We start from the raw sequence: 25,984 nt of genomic DNA on the forward strand, positions 1-25,984 counted from the left end.
ACCAAATTCAGGACGCCCGGCTGAGAAGCCGGGCGTTTTGTTTCTGACGCTGCTGGTGGCGGTCAGCAATTCAAGGCGCTCGGCTGAGATGCCGAGCCCGTGGTTTGGCAGCGAGTCCTGCCCGGATAGAATGCCGCTCGATGCGAAAGTGGCGGAATTGGTAGACGCCCTGGATTTAGGTTCCAGTGCCGCAAGGCGTGCGGGTTCGAGTCCCGCCTTTCGCACCACGCCGCGACGCATCCGGCAGCTCTGATGCCACAACCAGCCCTCGCGAGGCAAGGGGCGACCGCTCCGCGAATCGGCCTTGCCAACGCGGGCCTACGGTGCAGGCCCCGAAATCGGCTGTTCAATAGCTACAGCTGGCACCAATTCCCGTAATCGGCGAAACTAGCAAGTTCCGCTGGCGGGCCGATTCCTGGTGCCTTGCCGGTAGCCAACCGTCCAATCCAGCCTTCAAAAACACGCCGCCGGCAGCGACCGCGGCAGCAGGAGTCGTCAGCAATGCAAGCTTCGGTCGAAACCCTGGGCAACCTCGAACGCCGCGTCACCTTCAGCCTTCCGGCCGACCGCCTGGAAACCGTCGTGAGCGGCCGCCTGCGTGAAATGGCCCGCGGCGCCAAGATCAAGGGCTTCCGCCCCGGCAAGGTGCCGACTAAGGTGATCGAGCAGCGCTTCGGCCAGCAGGTGCGCGCGGAAGCACTCGACGCATTGCTGCGCGAAGGTTTCGGCAACGCCGTGCGCGAACATTCGCTGCAGATCGCGGGCAACCCGCGCATCGAACCGGCAAACACCGAGAGCGACGAGCTGGCCTATGTGGCTACGTTCGAAGTCGTGCCCGATTTCGGCGATATCGACGTCGCCAAGCTCAATGTCACGCGCCACACGGCCGAAGTGACCGAAGGCGACATCGACGCGATGATCGACAACCTGCGCCTACAGCGCCGCACCTGGAACCCGGTCGAGCGTGGCGCTCAGGAAGGCGATGCGGTCGAAATCGAAACCTGGTCGCAGGTGAGCGACGAACGCGTTCCCGCCGAAGGCACCGAGCGCGGCGCTACCGTGCTGGGTTCGGGCACGATGTTCGCGACAATCGAATCCGCCTTGGCAGGCATGAAGGCCGGCGATGAGAAGGTCGTCGACGTCGAGTTCCCGGCCGACTGGCGCGTGCCGCAGTTCGCCGGCCGCACCGTACAGGTGAACGTGAAGGCGACGAAGGTCTCCGAGCCAGTGCTGCCGGAAGTCGACGGCGCATTCATCCGGAGCTTCGGCATCAAGAGCGGCGATCTGGAACAGTTCCGCGCCGACATCCGTTCCAATCTCGAGCGCGAGCTGAAGGGCGCGCTGATGAGCCGCCTGCGCCGCGAAGTCGGTGAACAACTGATCGCCGCGTACTCGCATGTCGAGATGCCGCCTCGCCTGGTGGAAGCCGAAGCCCGCAACATGGCCGCGCAGGCGGTCGAACAGGCACGCCGCCAGGGCCAATACATTCCGGAAGTCCCGGCCGACGCTTATCTTGGCTTCATGGATGCCGCCCGCAAGCGCGTTCTCGTCGGCCTCCTGGTTGGCGAAACCGCCCGCCGCAACGATCTCCGCCTGGATCCGCGCCGCGTCACTGAAACCCTGAAGCTGATCGCCTCGACCTACGAAGAGCCGCAGCAGGTGATCGAGCTGTACCGCAACGATGCCCAGCTGATGTCGGGCCTGCAGTCGCGCGTGATGGAAGAGCAGGTGATCGACTGGATCGCCGAGCGCGCCCAGCACACCGAACAGGCGCTGTCGTTCAGCGAGGCGATTCGCCAATAATTCGCCGGTCGATGTGGTCGAAATGATCCTGCGGGCGCGGCTTCGGTTGCGCCCGAAGCTTTTTCAGGGATCCCCGGGGCTGACTTTCAACAGCCCACATGAAGCTGCCGGCTTCGGCCACTTGCGTTGGCGCATCATTGGCCCCAACTTTCCGACATCGCAGATCGCCAGGTGCCTTACCCCATGGATAACCGAACCCAAGCCCTCAACCTCGTGCCGATGGTGGTCGAACAGACCAGCCGCGGCGAGCGCGCGTACGACATCTATTCGCGCCTGCTGAAGGAGCGGGTGATCTTCCTGGTGGGACCGATCGACGACCACGTCGCCAACGTGATCGTGGCGCAGATGCTGTTCCTCGAGGCCGAAAACCCCGAAAAGGACATCAGCCTGTACATCAACTCGCCGGGTGGCATCGTCACCGCGGGCATGGCGATCTACGACACCATGCAGTACATCAAGCCGGACGTGAGCACGATCTGCGTCGGCCAGGCGGCCTCGATGGGCGCTTTGCTGCTGGCGTCGGGTGCGAAGGGCAAGCGTTATGCGCTGCCGAATTCGCGCGTGATGATCCACCAGCCGTTGGGCGGCTTCCAGGGACAGGCCACGGACATCGACATCCATGCCCGCGAGATCCTGACCCTGCGCCAGAGGCTGAACGAAGTGCTCTCCAAGCACACTGGCCAGGCGCTGGAGACCATCGCCCGGGACACCGAGCGTGACAACTTCAAGAGCGCCGAGGCTGCGCGTGAATACGGCCTGGTCGATCAGGTGCTGGAGCGTCGTCCCGAGGACTCGATCCAGGTCGGCTGACGCTTGAGCCGCCCTGTTGGCGGCGGTCATCGGAAATTGTTGATTTCACTCACGAAACAGCATGGAATCCGGGCTGCAGGCGGCCCGGATCGCTGTGGTATTCTCGGGCCGCCGGTTGTCCGGCAGCCAGCAACATGTAAGGCAGGGGCATGAGCGACGAACGACAAGGCCGTGGAGACAGCAACAAGATTCTTTATTGCTCGTTCTGCGGCAAGAGCCAGCACGAAGTACGCAAGCTGATCGCAGGCCCCAGCGTCTTCATCTGCGACGAGTGCGTAGAGCTGTGCAACGACATCATCCGCGAGGAACTCGAGGAAAAGGCGCAGTCGGCCCGCAGCCACCTGCCCAAGCCGCGCGAAATCCTCGAGGTTCTCGACCAGTACGTGATCGGCCAGCAGCGCGCGAAGAAGACGCTCGCGGTTGCGGTCTACAACCACTACAAGCGCATCGAGAGCCGGCAGAAGAACGACGACGTCGAACTGGCGAAGTCGAACATCCTGCTGGTCGGCCCCACCGGCTCGGGCAAGACGCTGCTCGCCGAAACGCTCGCACGTCTGTTGAACGTTCCGTTCACCATGGCCGATGCCACCACGCTGACCGAAGCCGGCTATGTTGGCGAGGACGTGGAAAACATCATCCAGAAGCTGTTGCAGAAGTGCGACTACGACGTCGACAAGGCGCAGCAGGGCATCGTCTATATCGACGAGATCGACAAGATCTCGCGCAAGTCCGACAACCCGTCGATCACCCGCGACGTGTCGGGCGAGGGCGTGCAGCAGGCGCTGCTTAAGCTCATCGAAGGCACGGTCGCCAGCGTTCCGCCACAGGGCGGCCGCAAGCATCCGCAACAGGAATTCCTGCAGGTCGACACGCGCAACATCCTGTTCATCGTCGGCGGCGCGTTCGCGGGCCTGGACAAGATCATCCAGCAGCGCAGCACCGAAGCCGGCGGGATTGGCTTCGGCGCCAAGGTGAAGAGCAGCACGCGCAAGACCGATGCGAGCAAGGTACTGGCGGAAGTCGAGCCGGAAGACCTGATCAAGTTCGGCCTGATCCCGGAGTTCGTCGGTCGCCTGCCGGTCGTCGCGACGCTGGAGGAGTTGGACGAAGCCGCACTGGTGACGATCCTTACCGAACCCAAGAACGCCATCACCAAACAGTTCAAGAAGCTGTTCGACATGGAAGGCGTGGAACTGGAGTTCCGTACGGACGCGCTCACCGCCATCGCCAAAAAGGCGCTCAAGCGCAAGACCGGCGCGCGCGGTCTGCGCACGATCGTGGAAAGCGTATTGCTGGACACGATGTACGACCTGCCTTCACTCGAGAACGTCAGCAAGGTGGTCGTTGACGAGTCGGTGGTCGAGCACAAGTCCGATCCATATCTCATCTACCAGACGCCACCTGCGCCACCGAAGGTCGCTTCAGCGGAGTGAAAAAAGGGGCGGCCATTGGCCGCCCTTTCTCTTTCCGTGCCTGGTGCCGGCCGCGTCGACCAGACGGACGGCCGTGATCGTGCGGCTGAGCCGCTCCAGCTCGAAAAGCGGCCGACATGCGACGAGCCAGCCCTTTGTGAATGCGACGGCGTAATCGGTTTCACACTCCTCAGATCAATTCGTAAATATATGATCTGAATAGCTTATTTCGCAGAAATACGTTGTGTGAACCTTATCGCTTGCATCCTTTCGTCATCAGCCCCATAACCGTCGGAACTGCCGTCCGGGGAAAGCCCGGCCGCCTCACGTACTTGCTGGAGTTGCCATGACTGTTCCTTCCGATCGCGAAACCATGAACCTGCCGGTGTTGCCGCTGCGGGATGTCGTGGTGTTCCCGCACATGGTGATTCCCCTCTTCGTCGGCCGTGACAAATCGATCCGTGCGCTCGACATCGCGATGGAAGCCGACAAGCGCATTTTGCTGGTCGCCCAGCGGTCGGCCGAGACCGACGATCCCACGGGCAAGGATCTCTACGAGACCGGCACGCTCGCGCAGGTGCTGCAGCTGTTGAAGCTGCCGGACGGCACGATCAAGGTGCTGGTCGAAGGCGTGTCGCGCGTCGTCGTCGACCAGGTCGGCGAGAGCAATGGCGCGCTTGCCGGCCATGCGCAGTCCGTCGATCCCGTCGTGGATCGCGACGAACGCGAACTCGATGCAATTACGCGCTCGCTGATGGGTTTGTTCGAGCAGTACGTCAAGACCAACCGCAAGCTGCCACCCGAGTTGATGCAGACGCTCTCCGGGATCGACGAGCCGGGCCGCCTTGCGGACACGATCGCCGCGCACCTGGGGGTGCGCCTGAGCGACAAGCAGAAGCTCCTGGAAACGCACGAGATCGGCGCGCGCCTGGAACAGCTCGTGGGCCTCGTCGATGGCGAGATCGACGTGCAGCAGCTGGAGAAGCGCATCCGCGGCCGAGTGAAGTCGCAGATGGAGAAGAGCCAGCGCGAGTACTACCTCAACGAGCAGATGAAGGCGATCCAGAAGGAACTCGGCGAGATCGACGAATCACCGAACGACATCGACGAGCTCACCCGCAAGATCGCCGAAGCCGGCATGCCCAAGCCGGTGGAAACCAAGGCGCGCAACGAACTCAACAAGCTCAAGCAGATGTCGCCGATGTCGGCGGAAGCCGCCGTCGTGCGCAACTACCTGGAGTGGCTGCTGGGCGTGCCGTGGAAGAAGCGCACCAAGATCCGCAAGGACCTGAAGGCCGCGCAGGACGTCCTCGACGCCGACCACTTCGGCCTGGAAAAGGTGAAGGAGCGCATCCTCGAGTACCTCGCCGTGCAGTCGCGTGTGGCGAAGATGAAGGGCGCGATTCTGTGTCTCGTCGGCCCGCCGGGCGTCGGCAAGACCTCGCTTGGCCAGTCGATCGCGAAAGCCACGAACCGCAAGTTCGTGCGCATGTCGCTGGGCGGCGTGCGCGACGAGGCAGAGATCCGCGGCCATCGCCGTACCTATGTCGGTTCGATGCCGGGCCGCATCGTGCAGAACCTCAACAAGATCGGCAGCAAGAACCCGCTGTTCGTGCTCGACGAGATCGACAAGATGTCGATGGACTTCCGTGGCGATCCGTCGTCGGCCTTGCTGGAAGTGCTCGATCCCGAGCAGAACACGGCATTCAACGACCACTACCTCGAAGTCGACCTCGATCTTTCCGAGGTCATGTTCGTTGCGACCTCCAACTCGTTGAACATTCCCGGCCCGCTGCTCGATCGCATGGAAGTGATCCGCATCCCGGGTTACACCGAGGAAGAAAAGCTCAACATCGCCATGCGTTACCTGCTGCCCAAGCAGATCAAGGCGAACGGATTGAAAGCCGACGAAATCAAGATCAGCGAAGACGCCGTGCAGGACATCGTGCGCTACTACACGCGCGAATCCGGCGTGCGTAACCTCGAACGCGAGATCTCGAAAATCTGCCGCAAGGTGGTGAAGGAGATCGCGCTTGGCGGCCCGGCCAAGGTGAAGAAGAGCGGCAAGGCCAAAGTCGTCCTCATCAACTCCAAGAACCTCGACAGGTACCTGGGCGTTCGTCGCTTTGATTTCGGCCGTGCCGAGGAACAGAACGAAATTGGTCTCGTCACGGGTCTGGCATGGACCGAAGTCGGTGGCGATCTGCTCCAGGTCGAAGCCACGCTGGTGCCCGGCAAGGGTCAGTTGCTGCTGACCGGCCAGCTGGGCGACGTCATGAAGGAATCCGCTTCCGCCGCGCTGTCGGTCGTCCGGGCGCGCACGGAACGGCTGGGCATCGATCTCGATTTCCTGCAGAAGCACGACATCCATGTGCACGTGCCGGAAGGTGCGACGCCCAAGGACGGCCCCAGCGCCGGCATCGCGATGGCGACCGCGCTCGTATCGATGCTGACCAAGAATGCGGTCAAGGCCGACGTGGCGATGACGGGAGAGATCACGCTGCGCGGCAAGGTGCTCGGCATCGGTGGTCTCAAGGAAAAGCTGCTTGCAGCGCTGCGTGGCGGCATCCGCACCGTGATCATTCCCGACGAAAACAAGAAGGATCTCGCCGACTTGCCCAAGGCAGTGACACAGGGAATGAAGATCATCCCGGCGAAGTGGATCGACGAGGTGCTGGACATCGCACTCGAGCGACCGGTGACTCCAACACCCGCGATTCCGCCTGGCGAACTGCCGGTGCCCGATGGCGTGCAGGCGGCCACCCAACTCGACGTCAAGCACTAAGAGGCAGGCGTTTAATTGCGGTAAGCACCCATTTCATCCTGAAAGCCGCGCCAATACTGGCTTTCAGGGTTGCGGGTGTGGCGATCGCACTGGTATAACGACGCCAGCCGCAATGCTGCTACAGCCAGCGCAATAAGCGGTCCACTCGATCGGGGAGCTCTTCGAACAGTCGCTGCCCGGTTTCTGTACACCGCGGCGTCCGCCGCACATGGAGTCCATACGAATGAACAAGGGCGAATTTGTTAGCGCCGTCGCTGACGCTGCCGAACTTTCCAAGGCCGACGCCGCCAAGGCTGTCGATGCCGCGATCAGCGTTATCACCAAGGCGCTGAAGAAGGGCGATGCCGTCACCCTCGTGGGCTTCGGTACCTTCCAGGTGCGCGAGCGCGCCGCTCGCGAAGGCCGCAATCCGAAGACCGGCGAAACGATCAAGATCCAGAAGTCGAAGAATCCTTCGTTCAAGGCCGGCAAGGCACTGAAGGATGCGGTCAACTGATCGACGCCTTACGCGTCAGCAACGAGAAGCCCGGCGAATGCCGGGTTTTTTGTTGTACCGGCGAACGCTAAACATTGTTCGCATGCTGCGCGGAGCCGCTGATGGTGCGTCTCTCGGCTGCGAGTATGTCGGGACACTTCCACCTGCGTTATCATTTCGCGGTCGGGTGCTTAGCTCAGCGGTAGAGCGTCTCCCTTACAAGGAGAGGGTCGGGGGTTCGAAACCCTCAGCACCCACCAGGTAGGAAATTACGAATCGGGGTGTTGCGCAGTTTGGTTCCGGTCTGTATGATTTTCCGTCTCAGCGCGGAGTGGTAGTTCAGTCGGTTAGAATGCTGGCCTGTCACGCCGGAGGTCGCGGGTTCGAGTCCCGTCCACTCCGCCATTTTTTCCAGAACGCCCGCAGAAATGCGGGCGTTCTGCTTTTCAGCTGTTGAAGAAATTTCTTCATTGCCTGCCTCCGCGAATTCGTCCGCGGGCACGGACAATGCACTGGCTGCCGCCGGGCGCGCCACGGCGCTCGACGGAAGGTCAAGACCGGCCCTACACTGCGCGGCTACGTTATCGCCCTGACCGGTTATCCCATGCTGCAAGCCATTCGCGAAAAAACCTCGGGCTGGATCGCCACCGTGATCCTCGGCTTCCTTGCGTTGTTGCTGGTCCCATTCGGCATCAGCCAGTACGAGGTCCAGCGCACGAATGATTTCGTCGCGCGCATCGACGCACCGCCCGCATGGTGGCCGTCCGCGCCGTCGTGGTGGCCCGTGTCGGCATTGTGGGAACACGAAGAGATCAGCCGCGAGGATTTCCGCGGCGCCTTCGAGCGCGCCCGCATGCAGCAGCGCCAGCAGCAGGGCGAAACCTTCGATGCCAAGGCATTCGAAACCGCCGAGAACAAGCTGCAGATCCTCGACCAGCTGGTCAACCAGCGCGTGCAGAAGCTCGCCGCCCGTTCTGCCGGCGTAAGCGTCAGCGACGCGATGGTGCAGAAGGAAGTGATGAACATTCCCGCCTTCCAGGTGGAAGGGAAGTTCAACTACGACCGCTACCGCCTCGCGTTGTCGTCGCAAGTCCCCGCGCAGAGCGAAAAGCAGTTCGAAACGATGGTCCGCCAGACGCTCGAAGAGTCGCTGGTCAACAGCGCCATCGGCGAAAGCAGTTTCTACACGGCGGGCGAAACCGATCGCCTGCTCAAGCTGATGTTCGAGACGCGCGACGCCAGCGTGCTCATGCTGCCGCCGCCCCCGCCGGACACGGCGCCGGTGAGCGATGCTGAAATCAAGAAGTGGTACGACACACACGCCGCCAATTACCGCGCGCCGGAAACCGTGTCGCTCGAATACGTCGAGATCAATGCCGCCGACCTGCAGGTGCCCGCTCCCGACGAAGCCGCGTTGCGCGCGCGCTACGAGCAGGAAAAGAAACAGTTCACGCAGCAGGAACAGCGCCTGGCTTCGCACATCCTGATCCAGGTGGACGAAAACGTCGACGCAGCGAAGCAGAAGGCCGCTGAAGCCAAGGCTCGCCAGATCCATGCGCAGGCTACCGCGCCGGGTGCCGACTTCGCCGCGCTCGCGCGTGCCAACAGCGACGATCCGGGTTCGAAGGACAGCGGCGGCGACCTGGGCTGGAACGCCAAGGGCGTGATGGTTCCGGAATTCGACAAGGTGCTGTTCGAACTGAAGCCCGGCGAGATCAGCCAGCCGGTGAAGACGAGTTTCGGCTGGCACATCATCCAGTTGCGTGAAGTGAAGGGCGCGCAGCAGCAGGACTTCGAAGCCGTGCGCGAGCAGTTGCTGCGCGAGGAAAGCGAAGGCGCCCGCGAGCGCGCCTTCAACGAACTCAGCGGCAAGCTGGTGGACGCAGTGTTGAAGAACCCGACGTCGCTGGCATCCGCCGCGCGCGAGATGAGCCTCCCGGTGCACACGCTCGGTCCGGTTGCACGCAAGGCGAACGAAGGCATCCTCGCGAACGCCGCCGTGAAGCGGCAGGCATTCGATGAGGCCCGCATCCAGGACGGCACCGTCAGCGATCCGATCGAAGTCGGTCCGAACCACAGCGTGTTGCTGCGCGTGACCGCGCACACGCCGGAACGCGCGCAGCCGCTTGTGCAGGTTCGCGAGCAAGTCACTGCTGCCGTGCGTGCGGATCGCGCGCGCAAGGCCGGCGAGAAAGAAGCCGACGCGTTGCTCGCGCGCCTGCGTGTAGGCGAAACGCTGGCGCAGATCGCGGCGTCGAAGAACCTGCCGCCGCCGAACGTGATCCCGGGCGTGCAGCGCGGCATGCCGGTACCGGATCCAGTGGTTTCGGAAGCGATCTTTGCGGCGGGCGTTCCGGCCGAAGGCAAGGTGACGCCGGGCAAGGCCGTCATGCCGGATGGCACCGCCGTGCTGTTCACCGTCGACAAGGTAAAGCCGGGCGACGTGGCCGCGATGCCGGCGGCGCAGCGCGACCGGATGCGCGACCAGTTGTCGCGAGTCGCAGCCGAGGAAGAACTGCTGGGCCTCGTGCAATCGTTGCGCAAGCGCATGAAGGTCAAGATTGCCGAAGAGAATCTCTGATCGGAGCGCGGCACCCGCGTAGAAAAAAGGCCCGGCATTGCCGGGCTTTTTTTTCGCAGGTTGTGCACATTGCGAAAACGCCGTGAAAAATTGGCTTGCTGGTTTCGGACGAGAGTGGCTCTCGAATCAGCGACGCGATGAAACCATGGTGGGCGCGGGAATCATCCCCAAGGAGAACCGCCATGAAGACTCATCATTCCCGCCTTCGTCTGCTGCCGCTCGCATTGGCGTCGCTGGCTGCTCTGGCCTTCGCGACTCCCGCCTTCGCCGAGGATCCCGCTGGCTGCGCCCGTCAGTTCGAAGTAGCGCAGCGCGTCGACATGGAATCGTTCCGCGACTACGACCTGGAAACCTGGCTGGCCGGGCATGACCCGCGCGCCGTAACGGTATTCGCCAGCGGTGCGAAAAGAATCGGAATCGATGCCATCGAGCAGGCGCTCGCTTCGCATTTCGCCAATCGCGAAGCGGTGTGGAGCTGGACCGAACTGTATCGGGTGGTCGACGGCTGCCGTTCCGCGTTCATCCTATACGACACCGTGTACGAGATCCCGCGGATCGGCTTTCGCCAGCATGCACTGACGAGCGTCACCTATGCGCACGACGGCAACAAATGGCTATCGATCGGCGACCAGGGAACGCTGCTGCCCTGAGCAGTTGACGGCACGAAGCATGCGCGGAAATCCGCGCATGCTTCGTTTCGCACCAGTGCATCACTCGTCGGTATTGAGTCCGGTCATGCCGAGGATGTTGTAGCCCGAATCGACGTAGGTCACTTCGCCGGTAACGCCGGCCGCCAGGTCCGAGCACAGGAATGCAGCGACGTTGCCGACCTGTTCGATGGTGACGGTGCGGCGAAGAGGAGCGTTCTCCTCGACGTGGCCGAGGATCTTGCGGAAGCCGGCGATGCCTGCTGCGGCGAGCGTCTTGATGGGCCCGGCGGAGATCGCGTTGACGCGCGTGCCTTCCGGGCCGAGGTTGTAGGCGAGGTAGCGCACGGTCGCTTCCAGGCTCGCCTTGGCCACGCCCATCACGTTGTAGCCCTGCAGTGCGCGTTCGGCGCCGAGATAGCTCAACGTGACGATCGAACCATTGCGGCCCTGCATCTGCGGGCGGGCCGCCTTGGCCATCGCCGCCAGCGAGTAGGCGGAAATATCGTGCGCGATGGAGAAGTTTTCGCGGGTCAGGCCGTCGAGGAACTGGCCAGCGATCGCTTCGCGCGGCGCGTAGGCGATCGCGTGCACAAGGATGTCGAAGCCGTCGGTCCAGTGCTTGCCCAGTTCGCTGAAGCAGTTCGCGATCTGTTCGTCGCTGGTGACATCCAGCGGGATGACGATGTTGCTGCCGTACTCTTCCGCAGCCTTTTCGACGCGCGACTTGAGCTTGTCAGTCTGGTAAGTGAAAGCCAGCTGCGCACCTTCGCGGTGCATGGCTTCGGCGATGCCGCTGGCGATCGAACGCTCGCTGGCGATGCCGGTGATCAGTGCGCGCTTGCCTTGCAGGAAACCCATGACTCGTCCTCGTGGTTGGCCGCGTGGGGCGGCTGAGCAAAGGCTCTAGTGTAGCGGAGGGTCCGGGGCGGCAAGGAGCGGAGCTGCGACTCCGCTACGGCGTGCCCGCAGCCTGGCCGACACTGCCGGCCACGAGTTCCGCATCGATCAGCAGCACCTTGCCGGGCTTCAGGACACTTTTCGGAGTGAGTCCATTGCGTTGGAGCAGGTCGGCAACACGGACGCCGTAGCGCGAGGCAATCTTCCACGGGCTGTCACCGCGTGCGACGGTGTGGCGGCGTGCGATGGATTCAGTTGCAGGCTGCGAAGGAGCGGCTGGTGTCGTGGCCGCCGTTGCGTAGTTCGCTGGTTCTGGTGCCGGCGTCGGTGAAACCACTTCGGCGAGGGCAACGGAAGCAGAAGACTCGGCGACGGGCGTATCGACTGCTCCCGTCGCTGAGGGAGCCGAGTCAGGCCGCGCATCCGTCGCGACCGCCAGCAACCGCGCGGGCTTCCCGTCCGAACGAGTAATTCGTCCACCTACGAACGCCGGATTGAGTCGTTGCAGCCGGGAGGCGTCCTGTCCGTTCCGGCGCGCCCAGGCGGCAATGTCAGTCGCACCGTCCGGCACGGTCACCGCTTCCAGCAAAGGCACCGGACGATCGAGCGCATATAGCCATTCCTCGCGGTCGTCGGCCTGTTCCAGCAGGCACGAGAGTGCGTGCAGCTTGCGGACATAGGCCTGGGTGATCGGCGACAGGCCGATGAGCGCTTCCGGCCTGGCATTGCGAGCGGTCTGGCCGCTGCGCTTGAGCGCGCCCAGCACGCGGTATTCGCCCGCGTTGTACGCCATCACCGCCAGCCGCCAGTCGCCGGCGAACATGCCATGCAGGGTCTTCAGGTAGCGCACCGCCGCCGTCGTCGAGTCCACCGGGGACAGGCGCCCGTCGTAGCCGGCTCGCATCGGCACCTTATGGTTGCGGGCGGTGACCGCGATCATCTGCCAGAGCCCGGCCGGCCCCTGCGGACTGCGGGCGCCGGGCTTGTAGCCGCTTTCCACGAAGGGGATCAGCGCGAATTCGGTTGGCAGGTGCGACGCGCGCAACGAGTCCACGACATAGCCGAACAGCGGCAGCACATCATCGTTGCGCGTCGCCAGCTGTTTGGGCGCATGGGCGAAGTGGGTCTTCCAGCGAACGCTGGCATCCGCCTCGCAGGTCGGGTCGGCGAGCCCCTCGCGGAAGCGTTCGTAGATCTCGCGCCCATTGCGGGTGCCCGCTTCGGTCAGCACGGCGTCGGAGGCCTCGGCGGCAGTCCCGCACACTGGCACCGCCAGCAGCAACGCCAGCAAAACTCCCAGGGCACGCGAAGTCATGACGCGAACCCATCCTTCCAGCGCCGCAACTCGGCGAACGCTTCCACGCTGCCGGCGGGGTCCCGGCCGAGATGGGCCTGCAGGGATCGGCGAACCTCGGGTTCGTCCACCCGCAGGAAGGGATTGGCAGCCAGTTCGCCGGCCAGCGTGCTGGGAAGGGTGGGCAGTCCACGATCGCGCATGGTCCGGGCCTCTTCAGAGCGACGCGTCAGCGCCAGGTTGCCGGGTTCTACCACGGTGGCGAAGCGGCTGTTGTTAACGGTGTATTCGTGCCCACAACAGATCCGGCTTTCCGGCGGCAGCGCTGCCAGTTTTGTGAGCGAGTCGTACATCTGCGCCGGGGTTCCTTCGAACAGCCGCCCGCAGCCGAGGCTGAACAGGGTGTCCCCGCAGAACAGCAGCCCGTGGCCATGGAAAGCGATATGGCTGCGGGTATGGCCGGGTATTTCCATGACCTGGAAACGCCAGCCCGCGAGCGCGACCTCATCACCTTCGCGAACGGTCTCGGTTGCACGCGGGATACGATCGTCTTCGGGCGCGATGACGCGAAGATCGGGCCATGTTTGCAGAAGTTCTTCCACTCCACCGATGTGGTCGGCGTGGTGGTGGGTCAGCAGGATCCCGACCGGACGCAGGCTTTCACGCGCGGCGAGAACCGGGCCGGCTTCGCCCGGATCGACGATCACCGTATGGCCAGCGTCGTTCGACAGGGCCCAGATGTAGTTGTCCGCGAAGGCGGGCAGGGGGCGCAGCAGCATCGATGAACTCCGGGCGGCGATCCCTCACAATCCGACCATGCCTTCGCTCGCCCCTGATCGTCAATCGGAAGGTCCGCTGGCCTGGTTCGGTACGCAGGCCGGGCAGGGGATGCTGGCGGTCGAAGCGGCGGCGATGGCGCGCGTGCTCGCGGGAATCCCCGCTTTGCCATGGTGCTGGCTCGGCGTTCCCGGTGCAGTACCACCGGAACCAGCACGAGGACGAGGCGTGCTGTTGCGCCGCGACGAAAGCGGCTTCGATGACCTGCGCTTCGACGGTGCCGTGCGCTGCGGATTGCCGCTGCCGCTGGCCAACGAAAGCTTCGGCGCGGTGCTGCTGCAGCACACGCTGGACGACGGCTTCGACGCGGATGAGCTGCTCTACGAATGCGAGCGCGTGCTCGCGCCCGGCGGCACGCTGTGGCTGGCGGCGCTCAATGCCTGGAGTCCATATCGCGCGCGCTGGACCCGCACGGGCCTGCATGCCCGGGTGACAGGTGCGTGGCAGTCGTCGCTGCGGCGCGCGGGCTTCGCGTTGGACTCGGTACACCTGCAATGGTTGGGGCCCCGCTGGCGCATGGACAACGGCGACGTCGGGGTCGGCATGAACGATTGGCTGCGCGCCGGCATCGCGTTGAGCGTGAACAAGCGCGTGCATTCGTTGATTCCGCAGACGCCCAAGCACAGTTTCCGCCTGCAAGGCGCGGCGCATTCGCGCGTGTCGTGGCGCTTTGAATCGCTGCGGTCCGAACAACTGCGACGGCAACAGCGATAATCCGCGGATGACTCAAGCAAAACGAAAGTCGGTCGAGGTACACACCGACGGCGCGTGCCTCGGCAACCCCGGACCCGGCGGATGGGCCGCACTACTGCGTTATGGCCAGCACGAGCGCGAAGTGGTCGGTGGCGAAACCGACACCACGAACAACCGCATGGAACTGATGGCGGCGATTTCGGGGCTGGAAGCCTTGTCCGAAGGTTGCGACGTCACCTTGTTCACCGATTCCCAGTACGTGCGCCAGGGCATTACCGAATGGATGCCCGGCTGGGTGCGGCGCGGCTGGAAGACAGCGGGCGGCGATCCGGTGAAAAACCGCGAACTGTGGGAACGCCTGCACGCTGCGACCGGACGCCATCGCATCGAATGGAAATGGGTGAAGGGCCATTCGGGTGATCCGGACAACGAACGCGTCGACATGCTCGCGCGCAACGAAGCCCTGCGTTTCAAGCGCGCGTCCGCTGTACCGGTCAGCGGTTTCTAGCGGCGAGCGCTGTTTCCGCTCTCCTCCAGGCTTTAATCTCCCACCATTGCAAGTTCCGGATCACGAATGCGCCAGATCATCCTCGACACCGAAACCACCGGCTTGAGCTGGGCCAGCGGCAATCGTGTGGTGGAAATCGGCTGCGTCGAGATGGTGGAGCGTCGGCCTACGGGCCGCACGTTCCAGTGTTACCTGAATCCCGAGCGCGAGTTCGAAGCCGGTGCGCAGGAAGTCACCGGGCTGACGCTGGAATTCCTCGCCGACAAGCCGCTGTTCGCGGCAATCGCCGACGAATTCCTGGCTTTCATCGAAGGTGCGGAACTGGTGATCCACAACGCGGCGTTCGACGTCGGTTTCCTCGACAACGAGCTCCGCCTGCTCGGGCCGCAGTACGGCAAGATCGCCGATCGCTGCACGGTCGAGGACACGCTGCTGCTCGCACGCCAGCGCTTCCCCGGGCAGCGCAATTCCCTGGACGCGCTATGCAAGCGCTTCGACGTCGACAACACGCATCGCCAGCTGCATGGCGCCCTGCTCGATGCCCAGTTGCTGGCCGAGGTGTACATCGGACTGACGTCGGGCCAGAGCGAAATCGGCTTCGAAGTGGGAGCGGAAGCCGCGAACGAAGCAGCCGTCACGTTCGAAGTCGATGTTCGCGCACCACGTCCACGCGTGCTGGTCGCCGAAGAAGATAGCGCCGCCCACGAAGCCCGATTGGCGCAGTTGCGCAAGAAAGCCGGAAAGGCGGTGTGGGATGCCTGGGCGGAAGCAGCCGAGGCGGTCGCGCCGCTCGAGGCTATGCCGGCCTGATACCGGCGGCCAAAAAGACCTAGTGGTTGCGCACCAGCACCACGGTCACGTTGTCCGATCCGCCACCGTCGAGCGCCGCCGCGACCAGCTCATCCACGCATTCCTGCGCGCTGCAGTCGTTGTGCGACAGCACCCGGGCGATATTGCGGTCTTCCACTTCCTCGGTGAGTCCATCGCTGCACAACAGCAGCTGCATGCCCGGCCGAAGCTCGCCGGTCATGGTTTCCACGTTGAGGTTGCGCGGGTCGGTTACGCCCAAGGCCTGGGTCACGACGTTGCGATGGGGATGGCTGCGCGCCTGTTCATGCGTGATCGCGCCATTGGCGATCAGTTCCTGCACGTAGCTGTGGTCCTGCGACAGCTGCACCAGCTGGTTGTCGCGCCACAGGTACACGCGGCTGTCGCCGACCCAGGCGACTTCGAAGCGATTGCCGTTGATGCGTGCGGCCACGACGGTCGTGCCCATCGGCAGTGCGTCGTGGCGGCGGCGTGAGATACGGATGATCTCCTCGTCCGCGACGCGGATGGCGGTGGCCAGTGGCGTGCCGTCGCGGATCTCGCGGACGATGGTTTCCCGGGCGAGGGCGCTGGCGACTTCGCCGTATTCATGCCCGCCCATTCCGTCGGCGACGAGCCACAGCCCCAGCTCACTGTCGCCGTAATACGTGTCCTCGTTGAGTTCCCGACGCAGGCCGACATGCGTCAGGTGTCCGAATTCGATCATGGGGGAGGGCTGCGGGCGGGGGCGTTCAAAAGTTGAAACGCGATAATCATCGGGGACCGGCCGTGAAGCAAGGCGCCTGGGTGTTTATCCCGGGTGTGGGTGCATACCGGAAAAACAAAACGCCCCTCGGAAGGGGCGTCTGTTCGATCTGGCGGAGAGGGAGGGATTCGAACCCTCGGTACGCTATAAACGTACGCCTGATTTCGAGTCAGGTACATTCAACCACTCTGCCACCTCTCCGGAAGTGGGCCGCGAATGATACGTGGCGGACCCAGCCCGGGGCAAGTTTACGGGCGGGGTGGCTACACTATGCGCCTCAGGCGCTCTGCCGTCTGTTCATCCTTACCGCCGGGCCTGCGCCTGGCCTCAAGAACGGCCCTCCCATGTCCGAAATCCTCGTTCCCGTGTCCTTTGGCGAACTGCTCGACAAGATCGCGATCCTGCAGATCAAGTCCGAACGCATGACCGACGAAGCCAAGCTCGCCAACGTCCGCAATGAACTCTCGGCGCTCGAAAAGACCTGGATGGCGCATCCGGCCGCGGGCAAGGACATCGTCGAACTGCGCGCCGCGCTGAAGGAAGTCAACGAACGACTGTGGGTCATCGAGGACGACATCCGCATCAAGGAAAAAGCGCAGGAGTTCGATGCGGAATTCATCCGTCTCGCGCGAGCCGTCTATTTCGAGAACGACGAACGGGCCCGCATCAAGAAGGAAATCAACCTCGCGCTGGGCTCGTCCTACGTCGAAGAGAAGTCCTACCAGGATTACCGCACCGGCGCGGCGCCCTGATTCCAGGCGCGCGGCTCAGTGTTCCGAGTGATCGGCGACATAGCGTTCGAACGCGGCGATGGCATCGGGTACGGTGACCAGGTCCATCACGCCCTCGTGTTCGATCTTGGTGCCCCACTTGAGACCCGAAGCGGGCTTGCGCAGGTACTTTCGCGCCGCGTCGTCATAGCGGTCGACGCAATAGCGCCGGTCCGAATACGGGCCGCTTCGCGCAGGATTGCTTGCGGCATGAAGACCCAGCACCTTCGCCCCCATCGCATTGGCGATGTGCATGGGGCCGGAATCCGGCGTCATCACCAGGTCCGCGCGTTCGAGCAGGGCGGGGAGCTGTTTCAGGGTGTCCCTGCCGACCAGGTCCAGCGCGGGCGACTTCATGGCGGCCAGAATGGTATCGGTGGTTTCTCGCTCGAGCTGGCTGCGTCCGCCGCACAGCACGATGCGCCAGCCACGGGAAGCCGCATGGTCGGCGACAGCGGCACAACGGTCGGCACGCCAGTTGCGGAGCACGTGGCTCGAGCAAGGCGAGATCAATAGCGTCGGCCTGCCGTCTTCGACCCATTGCGACTGCGCCCATTCGCGTGCGGCGTCCGGAACCGGCAGGTCCCACTGCACCTGCGTCTGTTTGAGGCCCAGCGGTTCGCAGAAGCTGCCGATCGCATCGAGCACGTGGATTCCCGGCCGATCGGGAATGCGCTCGTTGATGAAAAGGCCGTGCAGGTCCTTGGAGCGCGAGCGGTCGTACCCGATGCGCCGCTTCGCCGGGATGAACGCCGACAACAGGTTCGCGCGCGCTGCTACCTGCATCTGCAGCAGCGCGTCGAAGCGGCCACCGGGAGCATGCGCCCCCAGCTCCCTGCGCAGTGCACGCATGCCTGCGAGGCCGGTCTTCTTGTCGTATTCGACGAAGTGCACGCCGGGCAGTCCTTCGAGCAGCCTGTGTTCACCCTTGCCGATGACCCAGGTCAACGCGACCTGCGGCCACGCAGCCTGGAGCGTCCGCACCAGCGGCACGACGTGGGTGACATCGCCCAGGGCGGACAGCCGCAGCAGGCAGATCGACAGGGGAGCGTGCGGCATGGGTCTTGCTAGACTCGGTGGGATGACAGGCTACGACGCCGCCGAAGGATTGACGCCGTTCCGCGACGAGCGCGGTTACGGGGCGATTCTGTTCGACAACACGCGCGTACGACAAGCCAAGGCCGAGTGGTTTTCACCGTCGTTCTGGGGCGAGAAGGCCCGGCCGGTCGCCAGCGGTGGCCGTGGCGGCGCCTGGTATGTTGACGCGCCGTTCGGTGCAGCCGTGTTGCGTTGTTACCTGCGCGGCGGATTCGTCGCGCATTTCAGCCGCGACCGCTATTGGTGGCGCGGCGCCAACCGCACGCGCAGCTTTGCCGAATTCCGGTTGACGAGAAGCATGATCGCCCAAGGGGTGCCGATACCACGGCCGATCGCCGCATGCTACCGACGGGAAGGCCACTTCTATCGCGCCGCGATTCTGATAGAGCGACTGGATGAAGTACGTACGTTGGCCGATCGCGCCGCGGTGGCCGGCGACGGTGCGCCATGGGAAGAAGCGGGCCGGCTGATCGCACGCGTGCATCGAGCCGGACTCGACCACGCCGACCTGAATGCCCACAACCTGTTGTTCGACCCCACCGGCCGGGGCTGGGTGATCGACCTGGACCGCGGTGAACAGCGGATTCCCGCAACCGGTTGGCGCGAAGGCAATCTCGCGCGCCTTAAGCGTTCGCTGTTGAAACTGCGCGGCAGCCGCCCCATCGAGGAAGTGGAGCGGGATTTCGCCCGTTTGCGCGCGGCGTACGACCGCGCCTGGGCACGAGGCACCTGATGGCTTGGAGTTTGCGACTGCAGGGCGTTGGCAATGCGTCCGCGGTTCAACTGGGATCGTCGATGGCCACGATCGAGCGCGATGGTGCGTCGTGGCTGACGATCGATTGCGGTAACGAAGGCCTGAGTCACTATTTGACGCAATACGGCCAAATGCCGCACGCCTTGTTCATCACGCACACGCATCTGGATCACGTGGGCGGATTCGAACGGATGTTCGTTTCCAGCTATTTCGATGATGCCCGGCGCGGCAAGGTGCGCGTGTACGTGCCGGCTGCGATCGTGCCGTTGCTGCACCAGCGCGTCGGCGACTATCCGAATGCGCTGGCCGAAGGCGGCGCGAATTTCTGGGATGCGTTCCAGGTGATTCCGGTCGGCGCTTCGTTCTGGCATGAAGGCGTTCGCCTGGAAGTATTCGCAACACGCCACCACTGGCCCGAAACTTCGTTCGGACTGCGCCTGCGCGGAAGCGTCGTGTGGACGGGCGATACGCGGCCGATTCCCGAGCAACTGGCCAGGCATGCCAATGCCGGCGAACTCGTCGCCCACGACTGCGCGCTGCACGGCAATCCTTCGCACAGCGGCATCGAGGACCTGGAACGCGAGTACCCGGCCGAGCTGCTGTCGCGCTGCATGCTCTACCACTACGCCAGCCGCGAGGAAGGCGAGGAGCTTGCCGCCCGCGGCCATCGCGTCGCGAAAGCGGGCGATGTGATCGCTCTCGCCGAGCCGACCGCGCCAACGGCGCAGGCATGAACGCGATCGTGGAAACCACGCCCTCCAATGTCCGCGACGCGCTGGGACGCCCGCTGCGCGATCTTCGCCTGTCGGTGATCGAAGCCTGCAATTTCCGCTGTCCCTATTGCATGCCCGCGGAGCGGGTGCCCGACGATTACGGTTTCGATGCGGCGTCGCGCCTTTCCTTCGATGAGATCGAAACGTTGGTGCGCGGCTTCGTGCGAATGGGTGTGACCAAGCTCCGCATCACCGGCGGCGAGCCGCTGCTGCGCAAGCGGCTTCCGGAACTCGTCGCTCGATTGACGGCACTCGAAGGTCTTACCGACATCGCGCTGACCACCAATGGTTCGTTATTGGCGCTGCATGCGCGCGCTCTGCGCGAAGCCGGGCTGCATCGCATCACCGTCAGCCTGGATGCACTCGATCCGGAACTGTTCCGCGGGCTTTCCGGGGGGCGCGGTGACGTCGCCGATGTGCTCAAGGGTATCGAGGCCGCACAGGGCGCGGGCTTCGATCCGATCAAGCTCAACTGCGTGGTACAGCGCAACGTCAACGAACGCGAAGTGTTGCCACTGGTCGAGTTCGCCCGCGAATACGGTCATGTCATGCGCTTCATCGAATACATGGACGTCGGCACATGCAACGGCTGGCAGCGCGAACGTGTCGTGTCTTCCGCGGAACTGCGTGATCGCATCGATGCGCGATGGCCCTTGCTTCCACTCGAAGCACAGTATCGCGGGGAAGTCGCCTCGCGTTACGGCTTCATCGACGGAGCAGGGGAAGTCGGTTTCGTCAGCTCGGTCAGCGAACCCTTCTGCGGCGACTGCCATCGTGCGCGCGTGTCGGCCGACGGACGGCTCTACACCTGCCTGTTCGCGGCCGAAGGAGATGACCTGCGTCCGCTGCTCTCACAGGGAGAGCAGGCCGTCGCGCTCCGCCTGGCCGAGCGCTGGTCGAAGCGTGCCGACCGCTACAGCGAATTGCGCGGCAGCCCCAAGGTATCGCGCCGGCACGTCGAGATGTATCTGGTCGGCGGCTGACCGCCAGTGCCTTCCGCCGGTGTTGCGATCAGCGCAGAATGCGCGGGTGAAAAAGACCGCGCGCAAGCAATTGACCCACGTCGATCCGGCCGGACGCCCGGCGATGGTCGACGTGTCCGGAAAAGCGGTGACACCGCGCGAAGCGACCGCAGAATGCCGCGTCCGGTTTCCCGCTGATGTAGCCGTACAGCTGCGCGCAAGCGGTCTGAAAAGCGCCAAGGGCGGTATCGTCGAGACCGCGATCATTGCCGGAACGATGGCGGTGAAGCGGACGCACGAACTGATCCCGTTCTGCCATCCGTTGCCGATCGAGGGCTGCCGCATTTCCGTGGAATGGGCGGGCGAGCGCGACCTGCGCATCGAGTGCATGGTTCGCACCACACATCGCACCGGCGTGGAAATGGAAGCGCTCACCGGAGCGAACATCGCCGCGCTGACGGTCTACGACATGTGCAAGGCGCTTTCGCACCGCATCGTCATCGGTCCTGCGAAACTGCTGGGCAAGCGCGGCGGCCGCCGTGATTTTGGACAAGGTTGATTCGGCGGATGGGCAGCAGAGTCACGATTCTCTATTTCGCCGCACTGCGTGATGCCGCGGGCATGGCGAGCGAAACCGTGGAAACATCGGCAGCGAACCTGCGCGCGTTGTACGAAGAAGTGCAGGTCCGCCATCAGCTGCCGTTTCCGGCTCGCCAGTTGCGCGTCGCCATCGATGGCGACTTCGCCGGCTGGGAAGACGTGCCGCGAGAGGGAGCAGAGATCGCTTTCATTCCTCCCGTGAGCGGCGGATGAGCATGAAGGCGAGCCTGATCGGCTCATCAGCGCCACGAAGAGCGACGCAGCCCGGCGCAAGAGCAACTACATGAAACGCTTTACGCTCAGCGACACACCCTTCGACACCTCGGCCTTGCGCGCAGACCTGCTGGACGACCGCGTCGGCGGTTTCGCCAGCTTCGAAGGCTGGGTTCGCAGCCACAATGCCGACCGCGCCGTTTTGGGGTTGCGCTACGAGGCCTACGCCGCGCTGGCCGAAAGCGAAGGCGAAAAGATCATGGCTGAAGCGATGGGCAGATTCGCCATCATCGATGCGCGTTGCATCCATCGCACCGGCGACCTCGCCATCGGCGAACTGGCGGTGTGGGTCGGCGTGACGTCGGCGCATCGCGACGCCGCCTTCGCTGCATGCCGCTACATCATCGATGAAGTGAAGGCGCGCGTGCCGATCTGGAAACACGAGCGCTACACCGAAGGCGACGCGGGCTGGCTGCATCCGCAGCCTTGAGGAAGAGCCGAACAACCCACTTTGATCGTCATTCCCGCGGAAGCGGGAACCCTGTCTTTCAGCTGACGAAAGCACAAAGACGAGATTCCCGCTTTCGCGGGAATGACGTGCGAATTTCGTCGAAACGTTGAGCGGGCTCCAAGGCGGATCGCATGCCATCTGGTGGAAAGCCCCTTTGTTAAGGGGGCGCCCCGAAGGGGCGGGGATAGGAAGCCGTGAGCCGGGGCCCGAGATTTGCGAAGCAAATCTTGGGATTTCCAATGCGAAGCATTGGAAATGGCGATGACCCCGCCGGCTGACCTCGGCACCCGCGTCGATCGATACCGTTGCTGCCTTCCGGCCCTGGCGGGGTTTTCGATCTAGCGTCGCGAGGGGCCGACGGGGCCACCATGGAGACTTGCGGCTCGCGCATTGCACGCGGCTTGTTGCATCTGTTGCTATGCGGCTGGCGGAGAGAGGGGGATTCGAACCCCCGAAGCGCGGTTTAGACGCTTACACACTTTCCAGGCGTGCTCCTTCAACCACTCGGACACCTCTCCGCACCTGTACCGCAGGCCTGAATACGGCGTCCGGCCGACTTCAGGGGCGCAGATTCTAACGCGCCGCGATAGCGCTGGATAGCCGCGCCGCGATAGAGCTGAACGGTCGGGAAGACCAAACGCGGCGCACCGCGCAGGAATCTCTCCGTCAAGATATCGGTCCGCCGGATGTTCCTTCCAGTGACTTGGGCTGCCCATAACCGTCCCAGCGCGGCAGAATGGCCGCATGTCCTATCTCGTCCTCGCCCGAAAGTGGCGCCCCAAGCGTTTCGCCGAACTGGTCGGGCAGGAGCACGTGGTCCGCGCGCTCACCAATGCACTGGATTCGGGCCGCGTCCACCACGCCTTCCTCTTCACCGGTACACGCGGCGTCGGCAAGACCACCATTGCGCGCATCTTCGCCAAGTCGCTCAACTGCGAGCAGGGGACCTCGGCCGATCCCTGTGGTGAATGCGAGACCTGCCGCGCCATCGATGCCGGCCGTTACATCGATCTTCTGGAAATCGACGCGGCCAGCAACACAGGTGTCGACAACGTGCGCGAGCTGATCGAGAACGCGCAGTACCTGCCGTCGCGCGGCCGCTACAAGGTCTACCTGATCGACGAAGTGCACATGCTGTCGAAGGCGGCGTTCAACGCGCTGCTGAAAACGCTTGAGGAACCACCCGAACACGTGAAGTTCCTCTTCGCGACCACCGATCCGGAAAAACTCCTGGTCACCGTGTTGTCGCGCTGCCTGCAGTTCAATCTCAAGCGTCTCGACGAGCAGCAGATCAGCGGTCAGATCACGCGGATCCTCGAAGCCGAGGGCATCCCCGCCGAACCCGGCGCGATCCACCAGCTTTCGAAAGCGGCGGACGGCAGCCTGCGCGATGGCCTCTCGCTGCTGGACCAGGCGATCGCCTACACCGGCGGCAAGCTCGACGATGCCGCGGTGGCCGCGATGCTCGGCACCGTCGATCGCACGCGCGTGGGCACGCTGCTCGATGCGCTTTCGCGCGGCGATGGTGCAGGGTTGCTTGCGGAAGTGGGCGTCCTTGCGGAGTTCTCGCCCGACTGGGGCGGCGTGCTCGACGCGTTAGCTGATGCGTTGCATCGCATCCAGGTTCGGCAGCTCGTCTCTGATGCGCCCGTTGAAGGTGAGGGCGTCGATGTCGATGCGCTCGCGGCCGCGCTGCGCCCTGAAGTAGTACAGCTCTGGTACCAGATGGCACTGAACGGCCGGCGCGATCTGCAATATGCGCCCAGCCCGCGAGCCGGATTCGAGATGAGCCTGTTGCGCATGCTCGCGTTCCGCCCGGCGGAGGGCGAGGGGGCTCGCACGCCTGCTTCCACGTCGGGAGTCGCGCGCAGCGAAGCTGCGCCGCCACGCGCAGCCGCACCCGCGAACATGTCGGCTGCGAATGCCGCTCGCGAAGCGCTGGCGCGTGATTCGGCGCCGCGTGTTTCGGAGCCGCCTGCTCCGATGCCCCGCACCCCGGAACCACGCGCTCCGGTGCGGGAGCTGCCGCCACCACAGCTCCCTCCTGTCGAGGAAACCGTGCCGGAACCGGTGCGTGTCGCGCCGCCGGCTTCCGCCGGTTATCCAACGCCAGCCGCGCATTCGTCTTCGTCTCCCCTGCCGAATGCCGACGCCTGGCACGCACTGGTTGCCAGCAGCGGCCTGCGTGGCCCGGCGCGGCTGCTTGCGGAGCACTCGGTGTTCATCGGGTACGACGAAGGTGTCCTGCGGCTTGCATTGCCTGCCAGCGACGAACACCTGAAGTCGAGTGCGCTGATCACGATGATGGCGACGTCCTTGACGCCGGCGCTCGGTACGGCACCGCAGATCCGCTTCGAGAACGCACCCGCACAAGGCGAATCGTTGCGCGAACGCAACGAACGCGCCCGCGACGAACGGCAGAACGCGGCCGAATCCGCCTTCATGAACGATCCCGACGTGAAACGGCTCATTTCGCAGCATGGCGCGAAGCTGGTGCCGGACTCGATCCGGCCGTTTGACGAGAGCTAGTTTCCACAACCCGCCGTTCGCTTGCGCGAACGCAGCCCTTTGATTCAAAGGGCATGTTTTCAATGAATTGCAGAGAGAGTAAGGACTATGCGAGGCAACATCGCCCAAATGATGCAGCAGGCCCAGCGCATGCAGGAAAACCTGCAGAAGGCGCAGGAAGAAATCGCGAAGATCGAAGTCACCGGCACGGCCGGCGGCGGCATGGTCACGGTGACGCTCACCGGTCGCAAGGAGTGCCGCAAGGTGCGCATCGATCCGAGCGTGCTGTCCGACCAGGAAATGGTCGAGGACCTGATCGCTGCGGCGTTCAACGATGCCTCCAACAAGATCGACGCGGAATCGCAGGCGAAGATGTCGGCCGTCACCGCCGGCATGCCGATCCCGCCCGGAATGAAGTTGCCGTTCTGAGCGGATTTCGGTCGTGAGTGCATTGCTCGAACAACTGATCGAAGCGCTGCGCGTGCTGCCGGGCGTGGGGCCGAAGTCGGCCCAGCGCATGGCCTACCACGTGCTGGAACGCGACCGTGACGGTGGCAGGCGACTGTCGGAGATGCTGGCCGCCGCGGTCGAGAAGATCGGCCATTGCGCGCGATGCCGCGACTTCAGCGAAACCGAGATCTGCGCGACCTGTGCCAGCCCATCCCGCGATGCGTACCTGCTATGCGCGGTCGAGTCGCCAGCCGACCGCCTCGCCATCGAGCAGGCCACCGGGTATCGCGGCCTGTACTTCATCCTGCAGGGGAGGCTGTCGCCGCTGGATGGCATCGGTCCGCGCGAACTCGGACTGGATCGCCTGGCCGCGCGGCTGGCAGAGGGCGAGGTACAGGAACTGATCATCGCCACCAATCCCACCGTGGAAGGCGAGGCGACCGCGCATTACCTCGCGCAGCTCGCGCGCCAGTGCCAGGTGCGTCCGAGTCGGCTTGCGCATGGCGTGCCGCTCGGAGGCGAACTGGAATACGTGGACCGCGGCACGCTGTCGCATGCTTTCGGCAGCCGTAGCGAAATGCCTTGAAGCTCTCACTGCTTCGCATGACGCGGCATCGGACGCGATCACGCTAGGCAGCGTCTTGCAGGCGGAACCGACAACCAGGAATCAGCCATGGCCGACACCCTCTTCCACAAGATCATCCGCCGCGAGATCCCGGCAACGATCGTTTACGAAGACGAACACCTGATCGCCTTCAACGACATCGCTCCACAGGCGCCCGTGCACGTGCTGTTCGTGCCGAAGGTCGACATCGCGACGCTCAACGACGTCCAGCCGTCGCAGGCCGAGATCCTCGGCCGCCTGCACGTGGCCGCAGCGAACTACGCCAAGCAGCAGGGTTTCGCCGAAGACGGCTATCGCGTGGTGATGAACTGCAACGGGCACGGCGGGCAGACCGTTTTCCAGATCCATCTTCACCTTCTCGCGGGTGCTCCGCTGGGACGTTTCGGCACGCCGAAATGATTG

The 25,984-nt window shown here is 64.0% G+C and carries 26 protein-coding genes, 5 tRNA genes and 1 other RNA gene; 24 read left to right on the forward strand and 8 right to left on the reverse strand.

All coding sequences use genetic code 11. From position 1 onward, the window contains the following. Nucleotides 1–142: 142 nt before the first annotated feature. The 10 genes from ASD14_RS10405 (at nt 143) to ASD14_RS10450 (ending at nt 10,516) form a co-directional block, all read left to right on the forward strand. A tRNA-Leu gene (locus tag ASD14_RS10405) sits at nt 143–227 on the forward strand. Between the two features lie 274 nt (nt 228–501). Further along, nucleotides 502–1,803 (forward strand): trigger factor, encoded by a 1,302-nt coding sequence (gene tig, locus ASD14_RS10410; protein WP_056133011.1) that lies wholly within the window; start codon nt 502–504, stop codon nt 1,801–1,803. Between the two features lie 183 nt (nt 1,804–1,986). Beyond that, entirely contained in the window at nt 1,987–2,613 is a 627-nt protein-coding gene (gene clpP, locus ASD14_RS10415) for an ATP-dependent Clp endopeptidase proteolytic subunit ClpP (protein ID WP_056133015.1), read from the forward strand. 149 nt (nt 2,614–2,762) lie between these two features. After that, complete coding sequence (gene clpX, locus ASD14_RS10420) at nt 2,763–4,046, forward strand: ATP-dependent Clp protease ATP-binding subunit ClpX (protein ID WP_056133017.1); 1,284 nt, start codon at nt 2,763–2,765, stop codon at nt 4,044–4,046. Between the two features lie 325 nt (nt 4,047–4,371). Next, a complete protein-coding gene (gene lon / locus ASD14_RS10425) occupies nt 4,372–6,810 on the forward strand; it encodes an endopeptidase La (protein ID WP_056133020.1) in 2,439 nt (812 codons plus the stop codon). Between the two features lie 223 nt (nt 6,811–7,033). Beyond that, the gene (locus ASD14_RS10430) at nt 7,034–7,306 is read left to right on the forward strand and encodes an HU family DNA-binding protein (RefSeq protein ID WP_056133023.1); all 273 of its coding nucleotides are present in this window, start codon (nt 7,034–7,036) and stop codon (nt 7,304–7,306) included. 164 nt (nt 7,307–7,470) lie between these two features. After that, nucleotides 7,471–7,545: transfer RNA gene (locus tag ASD14_RS10435), tRNA-Val, on the forward strand. A gap of 68 nt (nt 7,546–7,613) precedes the next feature. Then, nucleotides 7,614–7,690, forward strand: a tRNA-Asp gene (locus ASD14_RS10440). Between the two features lie 199 nt (nt 7,691–7,889). Continuing rightward, the gene (locus ASD14_RS10445; RefSeq protein ID WP_056133026.1) at nt 7,890–9,866 is read left to right on the forward strand and encodes a peptidyl-prolyl cis-trans isomerase; all 1,977 of its coding nucleotides are present in this window, start codon (nt 7,890–7,892) and stop codon (nt 9,864–9,866) included. A 182-nt stretch (nt 9,867–10,048) separates the two neighbouring features. After that, nucleotides 10,049–10,516: a hypothetical protein gene (locus ASD14_RS10450; RefSeq protein WP_056133030.1), complete on the forward strand. Its 468-nt coding sequence runs from the start codon at nt 10,049–10,051 to the stop codon at nt 10,514–10,516. Nucleotides 10,517–10,576: 60 nt separating this feature from the next. Here the strand turns inward: ASD14_RS10450 and ASD14_RS10455 are convergent, their stop codons facing one another. The 3 genes from ASD14_RS10455 to gloB form a co-directional block, all read right to left on the reverse strand. After that, complete coding sequence (locus tag ASD14_RS10455) at nt 10,577–11,374, reverse strand: enoyl-ACP reductase (protein ID WP_056133034.1); 798 nt, start codon at nt 11,372–11,374, stop codon at nt 10,577–10,579. A 94-nt stretch (nt 11,375–11,468) separates the two neighbouring features. Then, nucleotides 11,469–12,728, reverse strand: coding sequence for a lytic transglycosylase domain-containing protein (locus ASD14_RS10460; protein ID WP_056133037.1), 1,260 nt, complete (start codon nt 12,726–12,728; stop codon nt 11,469–11,471). Continuing rightward, on the reverse strand, nt 12,725–13,486 hold the full coding sequence (gloB, locus tag ASD14_RS10465) for a hydroxyacylglutathione hydrolase (protein ID WP_056133039.1): 762 nt from the start codon (nt 13,484–13,486) through the stop codon (nt 12,725–12,727). The genes ASD14_RS10460 and gloB overlap by 4 nt, the downstream gene beginning before the upstream one ends. A gap of 37 nt (nt 13,487–13,523) precedes the next feature. Here gloB and ASD14_RS10470 point away from each other — a divergent pair, with 37 nt between their 5' ends. The 3 genes from ASD14_RS10470 to dnaQ all read left to right on the forward strand — a co-directional run bounded on the left by ASD14_RS10470 (nt 13,524) and on the right by dnaQ (nt 15,555). Further along, the gene (locus ASD14_RS10470) at nt 13,524–14,258 is read left to right on the forward strand and encodes a methyltransferase domain-containing protein (RefSeq protein WP_056133042.1); all 735 of its coding nucleotides are present in this window, start codon (nt 13,524–13,526) and stop codon (nt 14,256–14,258) included. Between the two features lie 7 nt (nt 14,259–14,265). Continuing rightward, nucleotides 14,266–14,745, forward strand: coding sequence for a ribonuclease HI (gene rnhA / locus ASD14_RS10475; protein WP_056133043.1), 480 nt, complete (start codon nt 14,266–14,268; stop codon nt 14,743–14,745). 66 nt (nt 14,746–14,811) lie between these two features. Then, on the forward strand, nt 14,812–15,555 hold the full coding sequence (dnaQ, locus tag ASD14_RS10480; RefSeq protein WP_056133046.1) for a DNA polymerase III subunit epsilon: 744 nt from the start codon (nt 14,812–14,814) through the stop codon (nt 15,553–15,555). 19 nt (nt 15,556–15,574) lie between these two features. Here the strand turns inward: dnaQ and ASD14_RS10485 are convergent, their stop codons facing one another. Together ASD14_RS10485 and ASD14_RS10490 are read right to left on the reverse strand one after the other, a co-directional pair. Next, entirely contained in the window at nt 15,575–16,279 is a 705-nt protein-coding gene (locus ASD14_RS10485) for a protein phosphatase 2C domain-containing protein (protein ID WP_056133050.1), read from the reverse strand. Nucleotides 16,280–16,428: 149 nt separating this feature from the next. Continuing rightward, nucleotides 16,429–16,519 (reverse strand) — tRNA-Ser (locus ASD14_RS10490). Nucleotides 16,520–16,662: 143 nt separating this feature from the next. On the opposite strand from ASD14_RS10490, the gene ASD14_RS10495 reads away from it, so the two are divergent. Beyond that, on the forward strand, nt 16,663–17,070 hold the full coding sequence (locus tag ASD14_RS10495; protein ID WP_056133053.1) for a DUF6165 family protein: 408 nt from the start codon (nt 16,663–16,665) through the stop codon (nt 17,068–17,070). Nucleotides 17,071–17,085: 15 nt separating this feature from the next. Here the strand turns inward: ASD14_RS10495 and ASD14_RS10500 are convergent, their stop codons facing one another. Further along, a complete protein-coding gene (locus ASD14_RS10500) occupies nt 17,086–18,147 on the reverse strand; it encodes a glycosyltransferase family 9 protein (protein WP_056133057.1) in 1,062 nt (353 codons plus the stop codon). Nucleotides 18,148–18,169: 22 nt separating this feature from the next. On the opposite strand from ASD14_RS10500, the gene ASD14_RS10505 reads away from it, so the two are divergent. The 6 genes from ASD14_RS10505 to ASD14_RS10530 all read left to right on the forward strand — a co-directional run bounded on the left by ASD14_RS10505 (nt 18,170) and on the right by ASD14_RS10530 (nt 21,978). Continuing rightward, nucleotides 18,170–18,919, forward strand: coding sequence for a 3-deoxy-D-manno-octulosonic acid kinase (locus tag ASD14_RS10505; RefSeq protein WP_056133060.1), 750 nt, complete (start codon nt 18,170–18,172; stop codon nt 18,917–18,919). Next, nucleotides 18,919–19,674, forward strand: a complete 756-nt coding sequence (locus ASD14_RS10510; RefSeq protein ID WP_056133063.1) for an MBL fold metallo-hydrolase — start codon at nt 18,919–18,921, stop codon at nt 19,672–19,674. The genes ASD14_RS10505 and ASD14_RS10510 overlap by 1 nt, the downstream gene beginning before the upstream one ends. Continuing rightward, complete coding sequence (gene moaA / locus ASD14_RS10515; protein WP_056133065.1) at nt 19,671–20,696, forward strand: GTP 3',8-cyclase MoaA; 1,026 nt, start codon at nt 19,671–19,673, stop codon at nt 20,694–20,696. Before ASD14_RS10510 ends, moaA begins: the two co-directional genes overlap by 4 nt. A 46-nt stretch (nt 20,697–20,742) precedes the next feature. After that, entirely contained in the window at nt 20,743–21,234 is a 492-nt protein-coding gene (gene moaC, locus ASD14_RS10520; RefSeq protein WP_255355029.1) for a cyclic pyranopterin monophosphate synthase MoaC, read from the forward strand. A gap of 8 nt (nt 21,235–21,242) precedes the next feature. Then, nucleotides 21,243–21,488: a MoaD/ThiS family protein gene (locus ASD14_RS10525; protein ID WP_056133070.1), complete on the forward strand. Its 246-nt coding sequence runs from the start codon at nt 21,243–21,245 to the stop codon at nt 21,486–21,488. Nucleotides 21,489–21,558: 70 nt separating this feature from the next. Further along, nucleotides 21,559–21,978 (forward strand): molybdenum cofactor biosynthesis protein MoaE, encoded by a 420-nt coding sequence (locus ASD14_RS10530; protein ID WP_056133074.1) that lies wholly within the window; start codon nt 21,559–21,561, stop codon nt 21,976–21,978. A 285-nt stretch (nt 21,979–22,263) separates the two neighbouring features. Here the strand turns inward: ASD14_RS10530 and ffs are convergent. Then, nucleotides 22,264–22,360: signal recognition particle sRNA small type (gene ffs / locus ASD14_RS15770), an RNA gene on the reverse strand. Nucleotides 22,361–22,424: 64 nt separating this feature from the next. Further along, nucleotides 22,425–22,517, reverse strand: a tRNA-Ser gene (locus tag ASD14_RS10535). Between the two features lie 226 nt (nt 22,518–22,743). Here ASD14_RS10535 and dnaX point away from each other — a divergent pair. The 4 genes from dnaX to ASD14_RS10555 all read left to right on the forward strand — a co-directional run bounded on the left by dnaX (nt 22,744) and on the right by ASD14_RS10555 (nt 25,981). Further along, the gene (dnaX, locus tag ASD14_RS10540) at nt 22,744–24,528 is read left to right on the forward strand and encodes a DNA polymerase III subunit gamma/tau (protein WP_056133077.1); all 1,785 of its coding nucleotides are present in this window, start codon (nt 22,744–22,746) and stop codon (nt 24,526–24,528) included. 87 nt (nt 24,529–24,615) lie between these two features. After that, nucleotides 24,616–24,936 (forward strand): YbaB/EbfC family nucleoid-associated protein, encoded by a 321-nt coding sequence (locus ASD14_RS10545; protein ID WP_056133080.1) that lies wholly within the window; start codon nt 24,616–24,618, stop codon nt 24,934–24,936. Between the two features lie 13 nt (nt 24,937–24,949). Continuing rightward, complete coding sequence (gene recR / locus ASD14_RS10550; RefSeq protein ID WP_056133083.1) at nt 24,950–25,543, forward strand: recombination mediator RecR; 594 nt, start codon at nt 24,950–24,952, stop codon at nt 25,541–25,543. An 87-nt stretch (nt 25,544–25,630) separates the two neighbouring features. Then, a complete protein-coding gene (locus tag ASD14_RS10555) occupies nt 25,631–25,981 on the forward strand; it encodes a histidine triad nucleotide-binding protein (RefSeq protein ID WP_056133088.1) in 351 nt (116 codons plus the stop codon). Nucleotides 25,982–25,984 lie beyond the last annotated feature (3 nt).

It is taken from the genome of Lysobacter sp. Root494, from assembly GCF_001427225.1.
Lineage (GTDB): Bacteria > Pseudomonadota > Gammaproteobacteria > Xanthomonadales > Xanthomonadaceae > Agrilutibacter.

Bases quoted from the DNA above. Each gene is read 5' to 3' on its own strand.
- ASD14_RS10445 (WP_056133026.1), top strand. From the start codon at position 7,890: ATGCTGCAAGCCATTCGCGAAAAAACCTCGGGCTGGATCGCCACCGTG.
- ASD14_RS10525 (WP_056133070.1), top strand. From the start codon at position 21,243: ATGGGCAGCAGAGTCACGATTCTCTATTTCGCCGCACTGCGTGATGCC.
- ASD14_RS10495 (WP_056133053.1), top strand. From the start codon at position 16,663: ATGTCCGAAATCCTCGTTCCCGTGTCCTTTGGCGAACTGCTCGACAAG.
- ASD14_RS10430 (WP_056133023.1), top strand. From the start codon at position 7,034: ATGAACAAGGGCGAATTTGTTAGCGCCGTCGCTGACGCTGCCGAACTT.
- ASD14_RS10500 (WP_056133057.1), bottom strand. From the start codon at position 18,147: ATGCCGCACGCTCCCCTGTCGATCTGCCTGCTGCGGCTGTCCGCCCTG.
- ASD14_RS10485 (WP_056133050.1), bottom strand. From the start codon at position 16,279: ATGATCGAATTCGGACACCTGACGCATGTCGGCCTGCGTCGGGAACTC.
- clpX (WP_056133017.1), top strand. From the start codon at position 2,763: ATGAGCGACGAACGACAAGGCCGTGGAGACAGCAACAAGATTCTTTAT.
- ASD14_RS10450 (WP_056133030.1), top strand. From the start codon at position 10,049: ATGAAGACTCATCATTCCCGCCTTCGTCTGCTGCCGCTCGCATTGGCG.
- ASD14_RS10530 (WP_056133074.1), top strand. From the start codon at position 21,559: ATGAAACGCTTTACGCTCAGCGACACACCCTTCGACACCTCGGCCTTG.
- dnaX (WP_056133077.1), top strand. From the start codon at position 22,744: ATGTCCTATCTCGTCCTCGCCCGAAAGTGGCGCCCCAAGCGTTTCGCC.
- ASD14_RS10510 (WP_056133063.1), top strand. From the start codon at position 18,919: ATGGCTTGGAGTTTGCGACTGCAGGGCGTTGGCAATGCGTCCGCGGTT.
- clpP (WP_056133015.1), top strand. From the start codon at position 1,987: ATGGATAACCGAACCCAAGCCCTCAACCTCGTGCCGATGGTGGTCGAA.
- gloB (WP_056133039.1), bottom strand. From the start codon at position 13,486: ATGCTGCTGCGCCCCCTGCCCGCCTTCGCGGACAACTACATCTGGGCC.
- ASD14_RS10460 (WP_056133037.1), bottom strand. From the start codon at position 12,728: ATGACTTCGCGTGCCCTGGGAGTTTTGCTGGCGTTGCTGCTGGCGGTG.
- rnhA (WP_056133043.1), top strand. From the start codon at position 14,266: ATGACTCAAGCAAAACGAAAGTCGGTCGAGGTACACACCGACGGCGCG.
- ASD14_RS10455 (WP_056133034.1), bottom strand. From the start codon at position 11,374: ATGGGTTTCCTGCAAGGCAAGCGCGCACTGATCACCGGCATCGCCAGC.
- ASD14_RS10545 (WP_056133080.1), top strand. From the start codon at position 24,616: ATGCGAGGCAACATCGCCCAAATGATGCAGCAGGCCCAGCGCATGCAG.
- lon (WP_056133020.1), top strand. From the start codon at position 4,372: ATGACTGTTCCTTCCGATCGCGAAACCATGAACCTGCCGGTGTTGCCG.
- ASD14_RS10470 (WP_056133042.1), top strand. From the start codon at position 13,524: ATGCCTTCGCTCGCCCCTGATCGTCAATCGGAAGGTCCGCTGGCCTGG.
- ASD14_RS10505 (WP_056133060.1), top strand. From the start codon at position 18,170: ATGACAGGCTACGACGCCGCCGAAGGATTGACGCCGTTCCGCGACGAG.
- tig (WP_056133011.1), top strand. From the start codon at position 502: ATGCAAGCTTCGGTCGAAACCCTGGGCAACCTCGAACGCCGCGTCACC.
- ASD14_RS10555 (WP_056133088.1), top strand. From the start codon at position 25,631: ATGGCCGACACCCTCTTCCACAAGATCATCCGCCGCGAGATCCCGGCA.
- moaA (WP_056133065.1), top strand. From the start codon at position 19,671: ATGAACGCGATCGTGGAAACCACGCCCTCCAATGTCCGCGACGCGCTG.
- dnaQ (WP_056133046.1), top strand. From the start codon at position 14,812: ATGCGCCAGATCATCCTCGACACCGAAACCACCGGCTTGAGCTGGGCC.